15 protein-coding genes, 1 tRNA gene and 1 riboswitch are annotated in these 16,613 nt (G+C 74.6%); of the genes, 4 read left to right on the plus strand and 12 right to left on the minus strand.

Annotated features, from left to right (window positions below; translation table 11 throughout):
* Window positions 1-252: 252 nt before the first annotated feature.
* The 4 genes from ACIOHG_RS34465 to ACIOHG_RS34480 all read right to left on the minus strand — a co-directional run bounded on the left by ACIOHG_RS34465 (window position 253) and on the right by ACIOHG_RS34480 (window position 3,630).
* Window positions 253-588: an HNH endonuclease gene (locus ACIOHG_RS34465; protein ID WP_400956684.1), complete on the minus strand. Its 336-nt coding sequence runs from the start codon at window positions 586-588 to the stop codon at window positions 253-255.
* A 108-nt stretch (window positions 589-696) separates the two neighbouring features.
* Window positions 697-771, minus strand: a tRNA-Leu gene (locus ACIOHG_RS34470).
* Between the two features lie 388 nt (window positions 772-1,159).
* A complete protein-coding gene (locus tag ACIOHG_RS34475) occupies window positions 1,160-1,528 on the minus strand; it encodes a hypothetical protein (RefSeq protein WP_400956686.1) in 369 nt (122 codons plus the stop codon).
* A 356-nt stretch (window positions 1,529-1,884) separates the two neighbouring features.
* Window positions 1,885-3,630, minus strand: a complete 1,746-nt coding sequence (locus ACIOHG_RS34480; protein WP_400956688.1) for a recombinase family protein — start codon at window positions 3,628-3,630, stop codon at window positions 1,885-1,887.
* Between ACIOHG_RS34480 and ACIOHG_RS34485 the strand changes: the two genes are divergently transcribed.
* Window positions 3,631-3,957 (plus strand): antibiotic biosynthesis monooxygenase family protein, encoded by a 327-nt coding sequence (locus ACIOHG_RS34485; protein ID WP_400956690.1) that lies wholly within the window; start codon window positions 3,631-3,633, stop codon window positions 3,955-3,957.
* Window positions 3,958-4,014: 57 nt separating this feature from the next.
* On the opposite strand, the gene ACIOHG_RS34490 is transcribed toward ACIOHG_RS34485, so the two are convergent.
* The 6 genes from ACIOHG_RS34490 to ACIOHG_RS34515 all read right to left on the minus strand — a co-directional run bounded on the left by ACIOHG_RS34490 (window position 4,015) and on the right by ACIOHG_RS34515 (window position 10,717).
* Window positions 4,015-4,860, minus strand: a complete 846-nt coding sequence (locus ACIOHG_RS34490) for an ECF transporter S component (protein WP_400956692.1) — start codon at window positions 4,858-4,860, stop codon at window positions 4,015-4,017.
* 184 nt (window positions 4,861-5,044) lie between these two features.
* Window positions 5,045-6,679, minus strand: coding sequence for an ABC transporter ATP-binding protein (locus tag ACIOHG_RS34495; protein WP_400956694.1), 1,635 nt, complete (start codon window positions 6,677-6,679; stop codon window positions 5,045-5,047).
* Entirely contained in the window at window positions 6,676-7,812 is a 1,137-nt protein-coding gene (locus tag ACIOHG_RS34500; RefSeq protein WP_400956696.1) for an energy-coupling factor transporter transmembrane component T, read from the minus strand. The genes ACIOHG_RS34495 and ACIOHG_RS34500 overlap by 4 nt, the downstream gene beginning before the upstream one ends.
* A 2-nt stretch (window positions 7,813-7,814) precedes the next feature.
* Window positions 7,815-8,498, minus strand: a complete 684-nt coding sequence (locus ACIOHG_RS34505; protein WP_400956698.1) for an SCO2322 family protein — start codon at window positions 8,496-8,498, stop codon at window positions 7,815-7,817.
* Window positions 8,495-9,817, minus strand: coding sequence for a prenyltransferase/squalene oxidase repeat-containing protein (locus tag ACIOHG_RS34510; protein WP_400956701.1), 1,323 nt, complete (start codon window positions 9,815-9,817; stop codon window positions 8,495-8,497). The genes ACIOHG_RS34505 and ACIOHG_RS34510 overlap by 4 nt, the downstream gene beginning before the upstream one ends.
* A gap of 96 nt (window positions 9,818-9,913) precedes the next feature.
* Window positions 9,914-9,995, minus strand: a riboswitch (cobalamin riboswitch).
* Window positions 9,996-10,060: 65 nt separating this feature from the next.
* Complete coding sequence (locus ACIOHG_RS34515) at window positions 10,061-10,717, minus strand: TetR family transcriptional regulator (protein ID WP_400956704.1); 657 nt, start codon at window positions 10,715-10,717, stop codon at window positions 10,061-10,063.
* Between the two features lie 238 nt (window positions 10,718-10,955).
* On the opposite strand from ACIOHG_RS34515, the gene ACIOHG_RS34520 reads away from it, so the two are divergent.
* The 3 genes from ACIOHG_RS34520 (at window position 10,956) to ACIOHG_RS34530 (ending at window position 14,153) form a co-directional block, all read left to right on the plus strand.
* Window positions 10,956-12,272 carry a glycosyltransferase family 4 protein gene (locus ACIOHG_RS34520; protein WP_400956706.1) on the plus strand — a complete coding sequence of 439 codons (1,317 nt, stop codon included), beginning with the start codon at window positions 10,956-10,958 and terminating at the stop codon, window positions 12,270-12,272.
* 64 nt (window positions 12,273-12,336) lie between these two features.
* Window positions 12,337-13,077, plus strand: coding sequence for a class I SAM-dependent methyltransferase (locus ACIOHG_RS34525; protein WP_400712160.1), 741 nt, complete (start codon window positions 12,337-12,339; stop codon window positions 13,075-13,077).
* Window positions 13,074-14,153, plus strand: coding sequence for a prenyltransferase (locus ACIOHG_RS34530; protein ID WP_400956708.1), 1,080 nt, complete (start codon window positions 13,074-13,076; stop codon window positions 14,151-14,153). Before ACIOHG_RS34525 ends, ACIOHG_RS34530 begins: the two co-directional genes overlap by 4 nt.
* Before the next feature lie 238 nt (window positions 14,154-14,391).
* On the opposite strand, the gene ACIOHG_RS34535 is transcribed toward ACIOHG_RS34530, so the two are convergent.
* Complete coding sequence (locus tag ACIOHG_RS34535; protein WP_400956710.1) at window positions 14,392-15,357, minus strand: hypothetical protein; 966 nt, start codon at window positions 15,355-15,357, stop codon at window positions 14,392-14,394.
* 204 nt (window positions 15,358-15,561) lie between these two features.
* Window positions 15,562-16,608 (minus strand): N-acetylmuramoyl-L-alanine amidase, encoded by a 1,047-nt coding sequence (locus tag ACIOHG_RS34540; protein WP_400956713.1) that lies wholly within the window; start codon window positions 16,606-16,608, stop codon window positions 15,562-15,564.
* Between the last annotated feature and the right edge of the window lie 5 nt (window positions 16,609-16,613).

Here is a 16,613-nt window from a genome sequence, read left to right on the forward strand (position 1 = left end):
AGACAACACGACACCTCGTCTCTGCCGCTGAGGCGCCCGCCCTATGCCTCACCAGGGGAAACGCACCCGCCACTCTCGGAAAGACAACGGCTTCTTAGGCCATGCCACAGAACAGCACCCGAAGGCAGGCACGCAACAGCGGGCCGCCAGCGCTAGAACTCCGCATCGGTAGCCTGCACTTAACCGTCCAACGCATACCAGGATGGCTGCTCAGTCTCGCGGCCGTGGGCGGCGGCGCACTTGGCTCATGGCTCACCCGACGGTGAACTCCCGCTCGGACTTGCCTCGGCGGCAGGCCCGACACAGCGTCCACACGTTGTGGTCGGTGTCCTCGCCGCCGAGGGCGAGCGGTAGATGGTGGTCCACGTCGACCAGCTCGGCGGGCACCTCCTCGCCGCACAGGCCGCACACAGCGGAGCCCGCCCGGTCGACCCGCCGACGAAGCCGTTCGGCACCGCTGTGGTGCCGGATCACCAGAGCGAGCAGCCTGCGGCGGGCACGGACGGACGGGCGGGCTTCGTAGGCCCGGTGGTGGGCTTCGCAGCGCCCCCGATGAGTCGGGGGCGAGAGGCAGTCGATACAACGCACGGCGTCTCCTGCCTGCCAAGTGCGGCTTGGTGATGACGAGTTGCAACAGGCCGAACACGACGACTTTGAGGGTTCAAGTCATCCGGTCAAGATTTCGCTTCGCAACGGTGCCCGTCCCCGGGTTCGAACCGGGGCTGTCGCGGGTTTGAGCCGCGTGCCTCTTGCCGACTGGGCTAGGCGGGCTGGTGGTGTCCCTCGCCGGCGTCGGCCGGTCCGGGTGGGGACTGCACTTCGCCGCTCCCCCGTGGGCGCCCTGGCGGACGACTACGACGGCCGGTACAGTTCCCGCACTCTGCCTCACGACTCCGGCAGCCACCCCGGTAGTACGGGGCGCGTGGTGTACGGACGGAGCGGCGAGAGGGGCGCGGGCACTCGGTCCGCCGTGGTGCTGTCGGTGGGGTGCGCGGTAGTCCCGCATCCCCTCTCACCAGTAAGAGAGGGAGACGAATTCCTGCAGGGTGGTGACGGGTGACGCAGAAGACGGGAAAATCAGGTTCTTCTCTATGTGCGTACGTATAGAGAAACCAGATTTCCGCCCCACCTGCGTCACCCGTCACCCCCGCCGGGGTCGCTACCTGCCTGCGCCGACCGGTTCGGCGAGGCGCATACGGTTGCCCGGTGCGGGCTCCTGCTCGGCCGTCAAGCTGAGTTCGGCCCGGAGCCCTGCCCACGCTTCCACCGCGGGGTCAAGGTCGCCTGTCACGGTGAAAGAGACCCGGCGACGGTCGAGCGACTTCCAACCGCCCCGGACGCCCTTGCACACCTCCAGTCGTGCCCCGGCGTCGAGCATGAGCAGTCGGCGGGCTGTGGTGTCCTTCTGCGCCCACAGATCGGCCATGGTCTCGCCCGTGTCGATTTTCTCGCGTCGCTCCGGGCGGGCAGGGGTGTTCTCCAGCACCACCATGCGGTTGTCCAGCGCGTCATCCATGTACTTGCCCAAGAGTCCCCCTTGAAAATGTACAGTCACTTCACCCCCGCTGTCGTGCAAGAGGGGAGCCAAAGTGGACCAACAAGGATCGAATGCCAGCCTCCAAGTGACTCCCCGCTGTCCAGTAACAGCAGGTCAGGCCATGTTTAGGTGAAAAGAGAGGGCAAAACAAACAAATAAAGTACTAGGGAGAACGGAAACGCGCTCTTTTCCGTCACCTCGTCACCTGCACAGAGGACTTGGCGGCGCTCGATGGGCGTGAAAAACCCCGCCAGGCTCAGAACCTGACGGGGTCGGCGTGGCGGTGTGAGGGTCGCCACGGAGTATTTCGGCTTCACCACAGCGCGATCCGGCGGCGCTGCTCTCGTTCAGTCCGTGTCCGGATGCTTGGCCCACCGGATCACGATGCGGTCCCTGGTGTTGGCGTTGCGGCCCCGGCCGGTGGCCTTGGCGATCCGGACCGAATCGACGAACAGGGCCAAGAACTCCCGGCGGCGCTGGAGGTCCCACGCGGCCCAAGGGGTTCCCGGGCCGATCGGGTCGCCGTCGACCCCCGTCCAGTCGTCGGGGATGGCGATGGTCGCGGCGGCGGCCTGCTCCAACTCCTTGATCCGGGCGTCCGTGCGCTGTTCGTGGGCCATGAGCCGTTCCACGGACTCGCGGAAGACCTGGGTGCCGACCGTGCCCGCGTACGCGCCCGCCGTGCGGTCCTCGTACAGCGTGCGGAGGGAGGTGCGGACGTGCTCCAACTCCGAGCGAGCGGCGGAGAGTTCCGCTTCGCGGCCCGAGTTGTCGCGCTGGTGGGCGAAGCGGCGGGCGGCTTCGGCGAGCCACTCCAGTTCTTCGGGGTCGTCGGGGTCCATCGTGGTGAGCCGGGCCCAGACCCGACCGGCCGTCTCGTTGTCGGCCTGTTCCATGTGGATGACGAGTCCGCCGTGGCCAGCCACCACTCCACCGGCGCGGTTGCACTGGTAGTACCGGGTCTCTCCTCGGACCGACGCGACCATGACGGAGCCGCAGACGTCGCAGAACAGGAAACCGTGCCCGGCGAGCAGCGTGGGCACGCGGTCGGCCCGGCGCTCGACCGTCTTGCTGCGGCCGTTCAGGACGTCTTGCAGCGCCCACCAGTCGGCCGGGGGGATCAGGGGTTCGTGCGACTCCAGGGGAGCGCCTGACGGGTCGCGCAGGATCGCCCGGTGGCCCGTGGTCCCGGGGACGATCTCACCGTCCGCGCCTCTGCGGCGCTGGCTGCGTCCCTCCCACTCGATCGCGTATCCGGCGAGGCGCGGATCGCGGAGGATGCGTAGGACGGTGGAGGACGTCCAGGAGGGGCGCTCGGCGGACTCCGACAGGCCACGGGCGCGCCGGGCCGCCAGGCGCTTTGTGCCGCTCTCGCCGAGGGTGGTGACCTTGGTCGGGGCGGATTCTTCGTTGAGCTTGCGGGCAATGCCGGTGCCGGACTCGCCGTCGACCGCCCAGGCGACCATGCGCCGGACCCAGTCGGCTTCCACGGGGGACGGAACGAGCCGCGAGACCGTCAACTCGCCGCGCGTGACTCGCTCGCTGACGAAGCCGTACGGGGGGATGCCGGAGGTGTGGCCACCGGCCTGCCGGATCTCCTCCTTGGCGCTGGTGATGTAGGCGGACTTCAAGTCGGATTCCTGCTGGGCCAGTCCGGCGATGATGGCCAGGATGCCGACGCCGACCGGGGTGGAGGTGTCGAGGTACGGCTCCTCCACGCTGACCAACCGCACGCCGTGCTGCTCCAACTCGTCGATGATCTTCATCGCTTCGAGCGCGCCACGGCGGGTGAGCCGGGACAGTGAGAAGACGACCACCGCGTCCACGTGTCCGGCGCGCACGGCCGCCATCAGCTCCTCGAAGCCGGGGCGGTGGGTGTTCGGGTCCCAGCCCGACTTGCCGATGTCCTCGAAGTGACCGGCGTTCTCCCAGCCCCTCGACCGCATCAGCGCCTCAGTCTTGGTCCGCTGAGCCTCGGGCGACGCCTTGGAGTCGTCCTCGCGCCGCTTGCTCTGTCGGATGTACGAGACTGCTCGTACCTGATCGAGGTCGGGCCGCGAGCCGGGCCGACCCTGTGACTTGAGAGGTGCCATGTGGGCAGCGTAGTGAAGATCAACGTGCTGACCGTTCCCGCCGAGCAGCGGGAGGTGCTGGAGCAGCGGTTCGCGTCGCGGGCCGGGACGGTGGAGGGTTCGGACGGGTTCGAGTGGTTCGAGCTGCTGCGTCCGGTGGAGGGGACGGACCAGTACCTGGTGTACACGCGCTGGCGGGACGAGGAGTCCTTCCAGGCCTGGATGGAGGGCCCGATGAAGCAGGCCCACCAGGGTGGCGCCGAGGGCGGGGCCCCCAGGCGCCCCGCGGCCTCCGGCTCCACCGTCTGGTCCTTCGAGGTGGTCCAGTCGACCGGGCCGAAGCAGTAGGCCGGAAGAAGCGGGGGCGGGGCCGGGCGGCTCCGCCCCCTTCTGCGCGGGAAGGCTTCATCGGAAGGCGGCGCGGCGGGTGGCGCGGCGCAGGGTGCGCAGCAGGGGGCCGCCGACGGTGAGGCAGAGGGTGGCGGTGAGGGCGGCGCGGGGGAGGTCCCAGCCGAGGGAGGTGGTGAGGCAGTAGAGGGTGAAGCGGAGCAGGTTGGCCGGGAGCGGGTCGCCGGGGACGAAGGAGACGGCGGCGCCCAACCCGCCGATGTAGGGCCAGCCCTGAAGGTTCATCACGGTGCCGTAGCCGACGGCGGAGAGGACGCCGTAGCCGGCCAGGAGCAGGAGTTCGCCCCGGCCGCGCAGCGTCGCGGCGCCCGGGAGCAGCCCCGCGCCGAGGCAGACCCAGCCCATGGCGAGCATCTGGAACGGCAGCCACGGGCCGACGCCGCCGGTGAGCAGCCCGGAGGCGAACATCGCCAGGGCGCCCAGCACGAAGCCGAAGCCCGGGCCGAGCGCCCGGCCGGAGAGCACCATCAGGAAGAACATCGGTTCCAGCCCGGCCGTCCCCGCCCCCAGCGGGCGCAGCGCGGCCCCGGCCGCGGCCAGCACGCCGAGCATGGCGACGGCCTTGGCGTCCAGGCCGGGCGCACCGGTCGCCCGCCGCCCCTCGGAGAGCTGAGCGATCAGGACGGCCAGCAGCAGCGGCATCAGCAGCGCGAACAGCCAGGGCGCGTCCGCGGAGTGGCCCACCAGGTCGGACTCCCGGGCGGCCAGCAGCGGCCAGCCGAAGGCGGTGACCCCGACCGCCGAGACCAGGCAGAGCGAGACCACCGAACGCGGCCCGAGCGGCACCGGCCGGACGGGAGCAGGGAGCGGGGAAGGGAGCGGGGCGGACGGGCGCGCGCTCATCGCGGCACCTCCGCAGCCGGAACGCAGCTCCCGGCAGCCGGAACGCAGCTCCCGGCACCCGACGGCGCGGAGGCGAGGGGGCCCCGCCCGGGAGCGGCGGAGCGGTAGGGGCGGGACACGGCACGGCGGACGGAAGCGCGGCCCGGGGCGGACGGCTGCCGGTCGCGGGCCGGGCGGTGGCGGGTCATCGGGGGCCCTCCGCAGGAGTGAGCGCGGCGGCGACCTCGGGGACGGTGAGGTACGGGGGGAGGATCTTCGCGGTCTGCGGGGCGAAGGTCGGGGAGGCGAGGACGACCTCGGGGGTGGGGCCGTCGGCGACGATCTCGCCCTCGGCCAGCACCGCGGTGCGGTGGGCGAGTTCGGCGGCGAGTTCGACGTCGTGGGTGGCGAGCAGCACGGCGTGGCCGTCGGCGGCGAGGCCGCGCAGGATCTCCACCAGGCGGGCCTTGGCGGCGTAGTCGAGGCCGCGGGTGGGTTCGTCGAGCAGGACGAGCGGCGGGCGGGCGGTGAGGACGACGGCGAGCGCGAGGGTGAGGCGCTGGCCCTCGGAGAGGTCGCGGGGGTGCCGGTCGTCGGCGACGCCGGGCAGCAGGGCGGCCAGCAGGTCGCGGCAGGTGCCGGGTCCGGCGTCCGCGTCGTGGTCGGCGGCGGCGCACTCGGCGGCGACGGTCTCCGCGTACAGCAGGTCGCGCGGGTCCTGCGGGACCAGGCCGACGGAGCGGATCAGCTGCTTGGGGCGGGCCTTGTACGGGACCAGGCCGTTCACCCGGACGGTGCCGGAGTCGGGGGCGTGCAGGCCGACCAGGCTGCCGAGCAGGGTGGACTTGCCCGCGCCGTTGCGCCCCATCAGGGCGGTGATCTCCCCGGCGTGCAGGGCGAGTTCGACGCCGCGCAGGGCCGGGACGGGGCCCCGGGAGACCACCAGGCGGCTCGCGGTGGCGACGGGTCCGGCCGGAACGGCGGCCGCGGGTGCGGCCGGGGTAGGGGCCGACTGCGGCTGCGGGGGCAGCAGTTGCTCGCGCAGGGCGGCCGCCCGGCGCCGGGCGTCGCGGACGGTGAGCGGCAGCGGCTCCCACCCGGCGAGCCGCCCGAGGTCGACCACCGGGGGCCGGACGGGGGAGCGGGCCATCATCGCGGCCGGGTCGCCGAGCACCGGCGGCTCGCCGGGGCCGGGCAGCAGCAGCACCTGGTCGGCGTACTGGACGACCCGCTCCAGGCGGTGCTCGGAGAGCAGCACGGTGGTGCCCAGGTCGTGGACCAGGCGCTGGAGGACGGCGAGCACCTCCTCGGCCGCGCCGGGGTCGAGCGCGGAGGTGGGCTCGTCCAGCACCAGCACCTTCGGATGGACCGTCAGCACCGAGCCGATCGCCACCCGCTGGCGCTGCCCGCCGGAGAGCGAGGACAGTGCCCGGCCGCGCAGCTCGGCCAGGCCGAGCAGGTCCAGGGCCTCCTCGACCCGGCGCCGCATCACGGCCGGGGCGAGGCCCAACGACTCCATGCCGTAGGCGAGTTCCTCCTCGACGGTGTCGGTGACGAAGTGCCCGGCCGGGTCCTGGCCGACGGTGCCGACCAGGTCCGCCAGGTCGCGCGGCCGGTGCGTGCGGGTGTCCCGTCCGGCGACCGTGACCCGGCCGGTCAGGGTGCCGCCGGTGAAGTGCGGCACCAGCCCGCAGACGGTGCCCAGCAGGGTCGACTTGCCGGAGCCGGACGGGCCGACCAGCAGGCAGAGCTCGCCCTCCGGGACGGTCAGGTCGACGCCCCGCAGGGCCGGTTCGGCGGCCTCGGCGTACTGGACGCCGACCTGTTCGAAAGTGATCACCGGGTGCTCCGGGGCGGCTCGGGAGTGACGAAGGCGGGCAGCAGGCCGACCAGCACGGCCAGGGCCGGCAGTAGCGGCAGGGCGGGCAGGGACGGCGGCACCACCGGCGGGTCCAGCGCCTCCGGCCAGCGGGCCGCGTACCGGATCAGCGCGGCCGCGACCAGCACCCCCGAACCCGCCGTCAGCCACTCCGGCAGCGCCCACGGGTCGGGCCGGTAGCGGGTCCGGACCGAGCGCCGGCCGCCCAGCACCAGCCCCGCCCCGGCCGCCCCGGCACCCGCCAGCAGCACCGGCAGTGCCCACGGGTGGCTGCCCGCGGTCAGCAGCCCGTACGTCGCGCAGCACACCCCGAGCAGGCCGCAGAGCGTCAACGCCCCTGCGGTGCGGGCCAGTCGGCGCGGCACCTCGGCAGTCCGGCCGAAGCCGCGGGTGTCCATCGCGGCGGCCAGTGCCACCGAGCGCTCCAACGCGCCCTCCAGGACCGGGAGTCCGACCGACAGCACCGCCCGCACACCCCGGTCCGACCGGCCCCGCAGCCGGCGCGCCGCGCGCAGCCGCCGGACGTCCGCGACCAGGTTCGGCGCGAAGGTCATCGCCACCACCGCGGCCACGCCCACCTCGTAGAGCGCGCCCGGCAGCGAGCGCAGCAGCCGGGACGGCGAGGCCAGCGCGTTCGCCGCGCCCACGCAGGCCAGCAGGACCGCCAGCCGCAGCCCCTCGTACAGGGCGAACAGCAGCCCCTCCAGCGTCACCGAACCACCCAGCCGGACGCCCTGCGCCCAGGCGGGGAGCGGGAGTTGGGGCAGCGTGAAGAGCACGTGGGTGCCGCCGACGGGGGAGCCCAGCAGCACCGCGAACACCATCCGGACGGCCAGCACCAGCAGGCCGAGTCGGAGGAACGCGGCGTACGAGCGGGACCAGGGTGCGTCACCGCGGCGGGCCGCCACCACGTAGCCCGCCACCGCCAGGATCAGCAGCAGGAGCAGCGGGTTGGTGGTCCGGGTGGCGGCTGCCGCCAGGCCCAGCGACCACAGCCACCAGGCCCCCGGGTGCAGCTGCCGGGACAGCGAACGGCGGTGCACGGCACGGGAGTTGCCGCCCTTGGGCAGGCGGGTGCGGTCGGCGGCGGGCATGCTCAGCGGCCGCGTCGCCGGCGGTTCTGCCAGAACGCGCCCGCGCCCAGCAGCACGACGGCGCCCGCCCCGGCGACCAGCCCGAGGGTCGGGCCGCCACCGGCGGAGCCGCCGGAACTCCCGGGCGCGGCCGAGGAGTTGCCGCCGGAGACGGCCTCGCCGCAGCCCGCCCGCGGGTAGCCCGCGATGGCGCACAGCAGGCCGCTGGAGTCGTAGCGCAGCGGCGGGGCGACCGCCGCCAGCACCTCGGCGGAGCTCGCCGCCGTCGGCACCGAGGCGCACAACGCCTTGGCGGCGGGCGGCTGTTCACCGCTCGGGGCGTCCTGCGCGGTGCCGAAGTCCAGCACCACCGCGACCCGCTTGTGCCCGGCCGCCGGGGCGGTGTCCGCGCAGATCGCGGCGAAGTCGGGGGCCTGCGCGGGCCGGGGCGTGTGCTGCCCGCCGTCCGGGCTCAGCACGAACCGCCAGCCGTCCACCGCCCCGTCCGCCGGCACGTTCCCGGTCGGCGCGGCCTGCTGGTACGCCCAGCCGTCCGCGCCGCCCTTCCAGAACGACCAGTACCGGTAGTCCGCGGCCCGCGCGACGCCCGCGCCCGGCCCGAGCAGCGCCACCAGCACCGCGCCGAGCAGCCCGAGCACGGCGGCGGTTGCAGCGGGGCCGGTGCCGGCGGCAGCGCGGACGGTCATCGCTGTCGCCCCGCGGAACCGCTGCTCCGGCGGCGGCGGTTGAGGCTGAGCATCATGCCCGCGCCCGCGCCGATCAGCAGGCCGACGCCGATCATCCAGATCGCCGGGAAGCCGCCCTTGTCCTTCTTCTCGCCCTGCTCGGCGGGGGCGGAGGCCGACGCGGACGCGGACGCGGCCCGCGGCGCGGACTTCGGCTGCGGCCCGGCGGCGGCGAGCAGCCCCACCAGGTCGTGGCCGCCGAAGCGGTACGGGTCGAGCTGCGCGGCCCGGGCGGCCAGCACCAGGGTGGCGGCCGCGGCCGGGTCGGTGCCGTCCTTGCCCTGCGCGGCCCAGGCCCAGCCGTTGCCGGCCAGCCAGTCGGCGGCGCCGGCGGCCTGCGCGCCGTGCCCGGCGGCGGCCAGGCCGAGGACCGCCCAGGCGGTCGAGGTGTAGTCGGGGGTGGCGGCCGCGCCGGGGGTGGTCAGCATCAGGTGCTGCCCGTTCGCGCCGAGCTGCGCCGTCAGCCAGGTGGCGTCCGCCTCGGCCGAATCGGCGTGCGCGACCGGGCCGTTCGCCCCGTCCGCACAAGTCAAGGGCTTCGGCGCGGCGTCCTTGCGGGCGGCGGCGGCCACCGGCAGGTGCCCGCCCGCGGCGGCCAGCAGGGACTGCGCGGAGGCCAGCGTGTTCGGGGCGGCGGGCACCCCGGCGGCGGGCTGGTACTGGAAGGCGCCGCGCTGCTCGGCGGGCGCGGCGCAGCCCAGCTGGAAGGCGGCCAGGGCGTCGTACGCGGTGTGCGGCGCGGTGCCGACCGAGGCCGGGTCGGTGCCCGCCGCGAGCAGCGCGTTGACCGCGAGCGCGGTGGAGTCGGCGTCGCCGGGCGAACCCGGGTTGTACGCCCAACTGCCGTCCTGGTTCTGCTGCTTGCGCAGCCACTCGACGCCGCGCCCGGCCTGCTGCTGGTGGCCGCCGAGCGCGGTCAGCGCCTGCACGGCGACCGCGGTGGCGTTGGAGTCCTCGGCGGCGGGCACGCACGGCGCGCCCTCGGCCCGGTACGAGGGCCAACCGCCGTCCTCGCACTGCTGACCGAGCAGCCACTGCACGGCGGAGTCGGCGGGCTCGGCCTGCTCCTGCTTCAGCGCGAGCAGCGCCAGCGACTGCCGCCACACGCCGTCGTACTGCGGGTCGCCCTTGCCGTACAGCCCGGCGGGCAGGGCGGCGGGCGACGAGGCCGGGGCAGAGGGGGCGGGGGAGGCGGTGTCGGCCAGTGCGGGGACGGCGAGGACACCGGTCAGCAGGGCCCCGGTGAGGGCGGCGGCGCCCAGGCGGGCAGCGGTCGGCATGGCGGGTGGAGCCTTTCGGTGAGCGGTCGCAGCGGCCCGGGTGCGGCCCGGAACGCCCGTGGACCCACGACGGAGGAGGGCCGCTCGCCCCCGGCCGGGCAGTCCGACTGCGCCGGCCCCGTCGGGACGGGGGCGGCTCACGGTTGCGGGTCAGTGCCGGAATCGCACCGGCTTCCCCCGGCCACGGGGGCGGGATGTGGAGTTGTCGGACGGTCCGGCGGGGCCGGTCCGCGACCAACGACTCTAACCGGCGGTCGGCGGAACTCCCGCAACCGCAGGTGGAACGGGTTCCAGTTTCTGGTCGGCCCCGGTGAGCGTGAGCAGCCGGGCGGCGGTGTGCAGGTCAGCCCGGACCTCGGCCAGCGAGGCCCGCCCGGAGAGCCACGCCAGCAGCGTCGCGTGCCAGGTGTGGCCGACCACCCGCAGCGCGGCCTGCTGCCCGGCGGTGGGCGGGTCGGGCAGCCGGGCGGCCTCCAGCACGATCGCCGAGGTGACCTGGGCGACCTCGTCCACCTCGCTGCCCACCGAGCGGTCCGCGAAGGACAGCGCCCGCACCATGGCCTCCGCCAGCCGGGGCTCGCGCTGCAGCGCGTGGAAGGCGTGGGTGAGCGCCTCGGCGACCCGGGCCGCCGGGTCCGCCCCGGCCGGCGGATGCCGCCTCACCTGCCCGTGCAGCCGCTCCAGCTGCTCGCGCATCACCGCGACCAGCAGGTGCACCTTGGACGGGAAGTAGCGGTACAGGGTGCCCAGCGCGACCTGCGCGCCCTCGGCCACCTCGCGCATCTGCACCGCCTCGTAACCGCCCCGGGCGGCCAGCGCGGTGGCCGCCCGCAGGATCGCCCGGCGGCGTTCGGCCTGGCGCGGGGTGAGCGCCGGATCGGCGGCGGCGTTCGCGGTCACGGGTGCTCCAGCGCGGTCACGGGTACTCCAGGGGCGGCGGTCGGAGCGGGGGCGCGGCGTGGCGTGAATCACCTGCCAGGGCTCCTGACGGCAAGCTACGGCCCGGTAATCTTCGAGGTCTCTCGTTGTTCACTTTCTCCAACGACGAGCCCGCACCGCTGTGAAACGTGATCTACTTTACCGGTCGGCGGCCACGTCCGTCGCCGGTCCCGGTGAGTCAAGGAAGAGGGGCCAGGGGATGACCGCGTCGCCGCCGCCGCTGCGGATCGCCCTGCTCTCGTACCGGGGCGACCCGTTCTGCGGGGGCCAGGGCGTCTACGTCCGCCACCTGTCCCGCGAACTCGCCCGGCTCGGCCACCACGTCGACGTGATCGGCGCCCAGCCGTTCCCGGTGCTGGACGCGGTCGACGGGCCCGGCTCGGTCCGCCTGGTCGAACTGCCCAGCCTCGACCTGTACCGCGCCGACGACCCGTTCCGCACCCCCGCCGCCGCCGAGTTCCGCGGCCCGGTCGACGTGCTGGAGTACGCGCTGATGCGCACCGGCGGCTTCCCCGAGCCGCTGACCTTCTCGCTGCGCGCCCGCCGGTACCTGGCCCGGCACAAGGGCCGCTACGACGTGGTGCACGACAACCAGACCCTCGGCTACGGCCTGCTCGGCCTGGCCCGGCACGGCTTCCCGCTGGTCACGACGGTCCATCACCCCGTCACCGTGGACCGCAGGTTGGAGCTGGACGCGGCCGAGGGCCGGCTGGCCCGGCTCGGCAAGCGCCGCTGGTACGCCTTCGTCCGGATGCAGCGCCGGGTCGCCGCCCGGCTGGAGCAGGTCATCACCGTCTCGGAGAGCTCGAAGGCCGAGATCGCCGAGCAGCTCGGCACCGCGCCCGGCGCGATCTCGGTCGTCCCGATCGGCGCCGACACCCGCCTGTGGTCGCCGTCCGCCGAGGTCGCCCGGGTCCCCGGCCGGATCGTCACCACCTCCAGCGCCGACGTCCCGCTCAAGGGCCTGGTCCACCTGGTCGAGGCGCTCGCCAAGGTCCGCACCGAACGGGACGCCCACCTGGTCGTGGTCGGCAAGCCGCAGAAGGAGGACGGCCCGGTCACCGAGGCGGTCCGCCGGTTCGGCCTGGAGCGGCACATCGAGTTCCGCACCGGCCTGAGCGACGCCGAACTCGTCGACCTGTACCGCTCCGCCGAGGCCGCCTGCGTCCCCTCGCTGTACGAGGGCTTCTCGCTGCCCGCCGCCGAGGCGATGGCCACCGCGACCCCGCTGGTCGCCACCACCGGCGGCGCCATCCCCGAGGTGGCCGGCCCCGACGGCGAGACCTGCTTGGCCGTCCCGCCCGGCGACCCGGGCGCGCTCGCCGCCGCGCTCGGCCGGCTGCTCGACGACCCCGAACTGCGCACCCGTCTCGGCACCGCCGGGCGCGACCGCGTCCTGGCCCGGTTCACCTGGGCCCGGGCCGCCGAACTGACCGCCGAACGCTACCGGGCCGCGATCGCCACCGGCACCGGCGCCGCCGCCCGCTCCGGCCCCGGCTGGCGCTACGTCGGCTGACGCCCGACCGGCCGACGCTCCGTCAACCCCCTTGCCCCACCCCCTTCGTGAATGGGAGCCCGCAGTGCTGACCGTCGACTTCTCCCGCTTCCCGCTCGCCCCCGGCGACCGGGTGCTCGACCTGGGCTGCGGCGGTGGCCGGCACGCGTTCGAGTGCTACCGGCGCGGCGCGAACGTGGTCGCCCTCGACCGGAACGCCGAGGAGATCGCCGAGGTCCGCAAGTGGTTCGCCGCCATGGAACAGGCCGGCGAGGCCCCCGCCGGGGCCAGCGCCACCGCCATGGAGGGCGACGCGCTCAACCTGCCCTTCGACGACGACACCTTCGACCGGATCATCATCTCCGAGGTGATGGAGCACATCCCCGACGACAAGGGCGTGCTCGCCGAGATGGTCCGCGTCCTCAAGCCCGGCGGCCTGCTCGCCGTCACCGTGCCCCGCTACCTGCCGGAGAAGATCTGCTGGGCGCTCTCCGACGAGTACCACGAGGTCGAGGGCGGCCACATCCGGATCTACAAGGGCGACGAGCTGGTGCAGAAGGTCCGCGAGGCCGGCCTCCAGCCCTACGGCGAGCACCACGCGCACGCCCTGCACTCCCCGTACTGGTGGATCAAGTGCGCGATGGGTGTCAACAACGACAAGGCCCTGCCGGTCCGGGCCTACCACCAGCTGCTGGTCTGGGACATCGTCGGCACCCCCGTCGTCTCCACCCTCACCAAGGCCGCCGAGAAGGCCCTCAACCCGGTCATCGGCAAGTCCTTCGTGGTCTACGCCAGCAAGCCCCACCTGCCCCGGACCGGCGCATGACCGCCGCCGTCCCCGAGGCGCTGCTGCTCGACGGCGTCCTGGACGCCGCCCGGGCCGCCGACACCGTCCGGTCGATCCTCGCCCACCAGCAGCCCGACGGCGCCATCCCCTGGTTCCACGGCGGCCACCTCGACCCCTGGGACCACACCGAGGCCGCGATGGCCCTCGACACCGCCGGCGAGCACGCCGCCGCCGAGGCCGCCTACCGCTGGCTCGCCGACCGGCAGAACGCCGACGGCTCCTGGTACGCTGCCTACGCCTACGGGCAGCCCGGCATCGCCGACGGCACCGCCACCGACCTGGCCCGGGAGACCAACTTCTGCGCCTACGTCGCCGTCGGCGCCTGGCACCACCACCTCTCCACCGGCGACGACGGCTTCCTGGAACGGATCTGGCCCACCGTCGCCCGCGCCCTCGACCACTGCGTCCGGCTCAGCCTCCCCGGCGGGGCGATCGCCTGGCGGCAGGACGCGGACGGCACCGCCGCCACCGAGGCGCTGCTCACCGGCTCCTGCTCGATCCTGCACGCGCTGCGCTGCGGCCTCGCCGTCGCCGACCACCTCGACCGGCCGCAGCCCGACTGGGAGCTCGCCGCCGGCCGGCTCCGGCACGCCATCGCCCACCACCCCGAGCGGTTCCTCGACAAGGACCGCTACTCGATGGACTGGTACTACCCCGTCCTCGGCACCGCGCTGCGCGGCGCCGACGCCGAACGCCGGATCGCCGCCGACTGGGACCGCTTCGTCGTCCCCGGCCTCGGCGTCCGCTGCGTCAGCGACCGGCCCTGGGTCACCGGCGGCGAGAGCGCCGAACTCGCCCTCGCCCTCTGGGCCGCCGGGCAGTCCGACCGCGCCGTCGAGATCCTCCGCTGGATTCAGCACCTGCGCCACGAGGACGGCTCCTACTGGACCGGCTACGTCTTCGAGGACGACGCGATCTGGCCCGAGGAGCGCACCACCTGGACCGCCGGCGCCCTGCTGCTCGCCGTCGCCGCGCTCGGCGGCGACCACGCGACGGTCAGCGTCTTCGGCGGCGAGGAGCTGCCGGCGGGGCTGGCGGTCGAGGGCTGCTGCTAGCCGCTGCGCGACACGACGGGACGCGTACAGCGGAAGGTCCGCCCGGGAGGGGAGTTCCCTCGCCGGGCGGACCTTGCTGTCTGCGCCTTCCGCTGCGCGCAGTTCCCCGCGCCCCCTGCAGGGCCAGGGCCAGGGCCAGGGCCGGGGCAGGGGCCGGGGCGGGAAGGGGCAGGAAACGGAAAGGTCCGCCCGGGGAGGAGTTCCCTCCGGGGGCGGACCTTTCCGGTGTGACGGGGCGTCAGCCGCGCTGGATGCCCGTGGTGTCGTTCAGGACGCCGTGGGTGCCGTCCGGGAGCTGGGCGACCAGGGCGGCGCCGCGCTGGTCGACGGCCAGGTACCAGGTGCCGGGGACGAGCTCGCCGACCGGCGGGGCGGCCGGGTTGTCCTTGTTGCCGAGCTGGCGCACCGCCGGGACGGCGAACCAGAACGGGGCGAACGGGGCCGCGGCGGCCTGCGGGGCCTGGTCCTGGACGGCCGGCTGCACCGCGGTGGGCTGCGGTGCGGGCGCCTGCTGCTGCGCGGCCGGGGCCGGGGCCTGCGCGGCCGCCGGGTAGCCGTAGCCGCCCTGGCCGCCGAACTCGCCCTGGCCGCCGAACTGCTGCGCGGCCGCGGGCTGCGGCTGCTCGACCTGCGGCTGCGGCTGGCCCGGGAAGGGCTGCTGCTGGGCGCCCGGGTAGCCGTACGCGCCGGGCTGACCGGGCTGGCCCGGCTGCTGGCCGCCGTACGGCGGGAACGGCTGCGGGGTGGTCGCCGCGGGCGAGGACTCCGGCAGCAGCGGGCCCTGCAGGGCCGGGACGAGCGGGCCGGCGATCACGGCGCCGGCCAGCAGCAGCGTCGACAGCAGGCCGAGCCACACGCCCGCGCCGTTGCTGGCGCCGGTCGGTGCGCCGGCCACCGCCCACAGCATGCCCCAGAGCGAGATCACCGCCATCGCGGTGCCCCACTGGTCGAGGCGGAGGCCGAGGATCTCCTTGGTGCCCAGGGTCTCCTTCTGCAGGCGGAAGAGCAGGATCAGCACGGCGCCGACGACGCCGAGCAGGAAGACCGACGGGAGCAGCGGGAAGGCCCCGGGCTCCCAGGCGTTCCAGTCCAGCGCCCCGCGCAGCGACGGGAAGGTCCGGAAGGGCAGGAAGGACGAGAGCAGGAGCAATACGGCCGCACCGGCGACGGCGGCGTCTCCCCTGGTGAGAGCGCGCAGGTTCACTGACGTTCCCCTCATTGGTGTAGTCGTGGTCGGCGGGCGGTGACCGGGCCCCCGTTGTACCGGAGCGGTACAACAGGGCAAAAGCCTAGGGCCAAGGCTCCGCCGCGTGCACAGCGCCCTCCGAATCCGGCGCGGAGCGGTTCGTTCCGGAAGGACCGGGGGCACTGACGGGACAGGTGTTCGACGGTGGGTGTACGCAGTGGCTCACCCGGTGAGATAGCTGGTCAGGGCGTCGGCGAGGGCCTGCGCGGCGCGCTGGCGCCACTGCGGGTCGGACATCCGCTTCGCGTCCTCCGCGTTGCGCATGTTGCCGCACTCGATGAAGACCTTCGGGACCTTCGACAGGTTCAGGCCCCCCAGGTCGGAGCGGGTGTCCAGGCCCTGCTGGCCGATGTAGCTGGACACCGGCTCGCCGGTGCCGGCCTGGAACGCGTCCCGCAGCAGCACCCCGAACCGGTGCGAGGGGTCGACGATCGCCGAGGTGTCGGCGGCCCCGGCGACCACCCTGGCCGGCATGATCACGTGGAAGCCGCGGCCGGACGCCGGGGCGCCGTCCGCGTGCACCGAGACCGCGACGTCCGCGCCCGCCTCGTTGCCGATCCGGGCCCGCTCGTCGATGCACGGCCCCCAGGCGCGCTCCCCGTCCTGGGTCAGCACCACCTTCGCCCCCCGGTCCTGCAGGATCGCCCGGGCCCGGTGCACCACGTCCAGGGTGAACTCCGCCTCCGGGTACCCGGCGTCGGTGGACGTCCCCGTGGTGTCGCACTCCTTGCGGCTGTTGCCGATGTCGACCTGCCGGTTGATCTCCCCGGTGTGCTTGGCGTTGCCCGTGTTGTGGCCCGGGTCGAGCAGCACCGTCCGGCCGGACAGCCGGCGGCCCGCCTGCCCCGCCGGGGTGGACGGCCCGTCGGACGGCGCCGGGGACGAGGACGGCCCCGCCGCCGGGCTCCCGGCGCTCGGCGCGGCCGCACCGCCCGGCGCGACCTGGTCGCCCTCCGCGAAGTACGGCGCGTGCGGGCCCGACGGGTGCGCCGAGGTGTCCCGGGCGCTGTTGGCGACGGCCTGCCAGCCCAGCCAGCCGATCAGGCAGACCGGCAGCACCAGCGCCGCCACCTTGGCCCCCGCCCGCCAGTGCGCCCCGGGCAGCTCCGGGTGACCGGACCCGCCGGTGCGCCGGGCGGGGCGCGGGTCCTGGGGGTGCGGGTCCTGGCCGCCGTCGTCGGCGGCGGGCGGGGTGGTGCGGCCGGTCACTGGCT

This window comes from Kitasatospora sp. NPDC088134 (assembly GCF_044741705.1).
In the GTDB taxonomy this organism is placed as follows: domain Bacteria; phylum Actinomycetota; class Actinomycetes; order Streptomycetales; family Streptomycetaceae; genus Kitasatospora.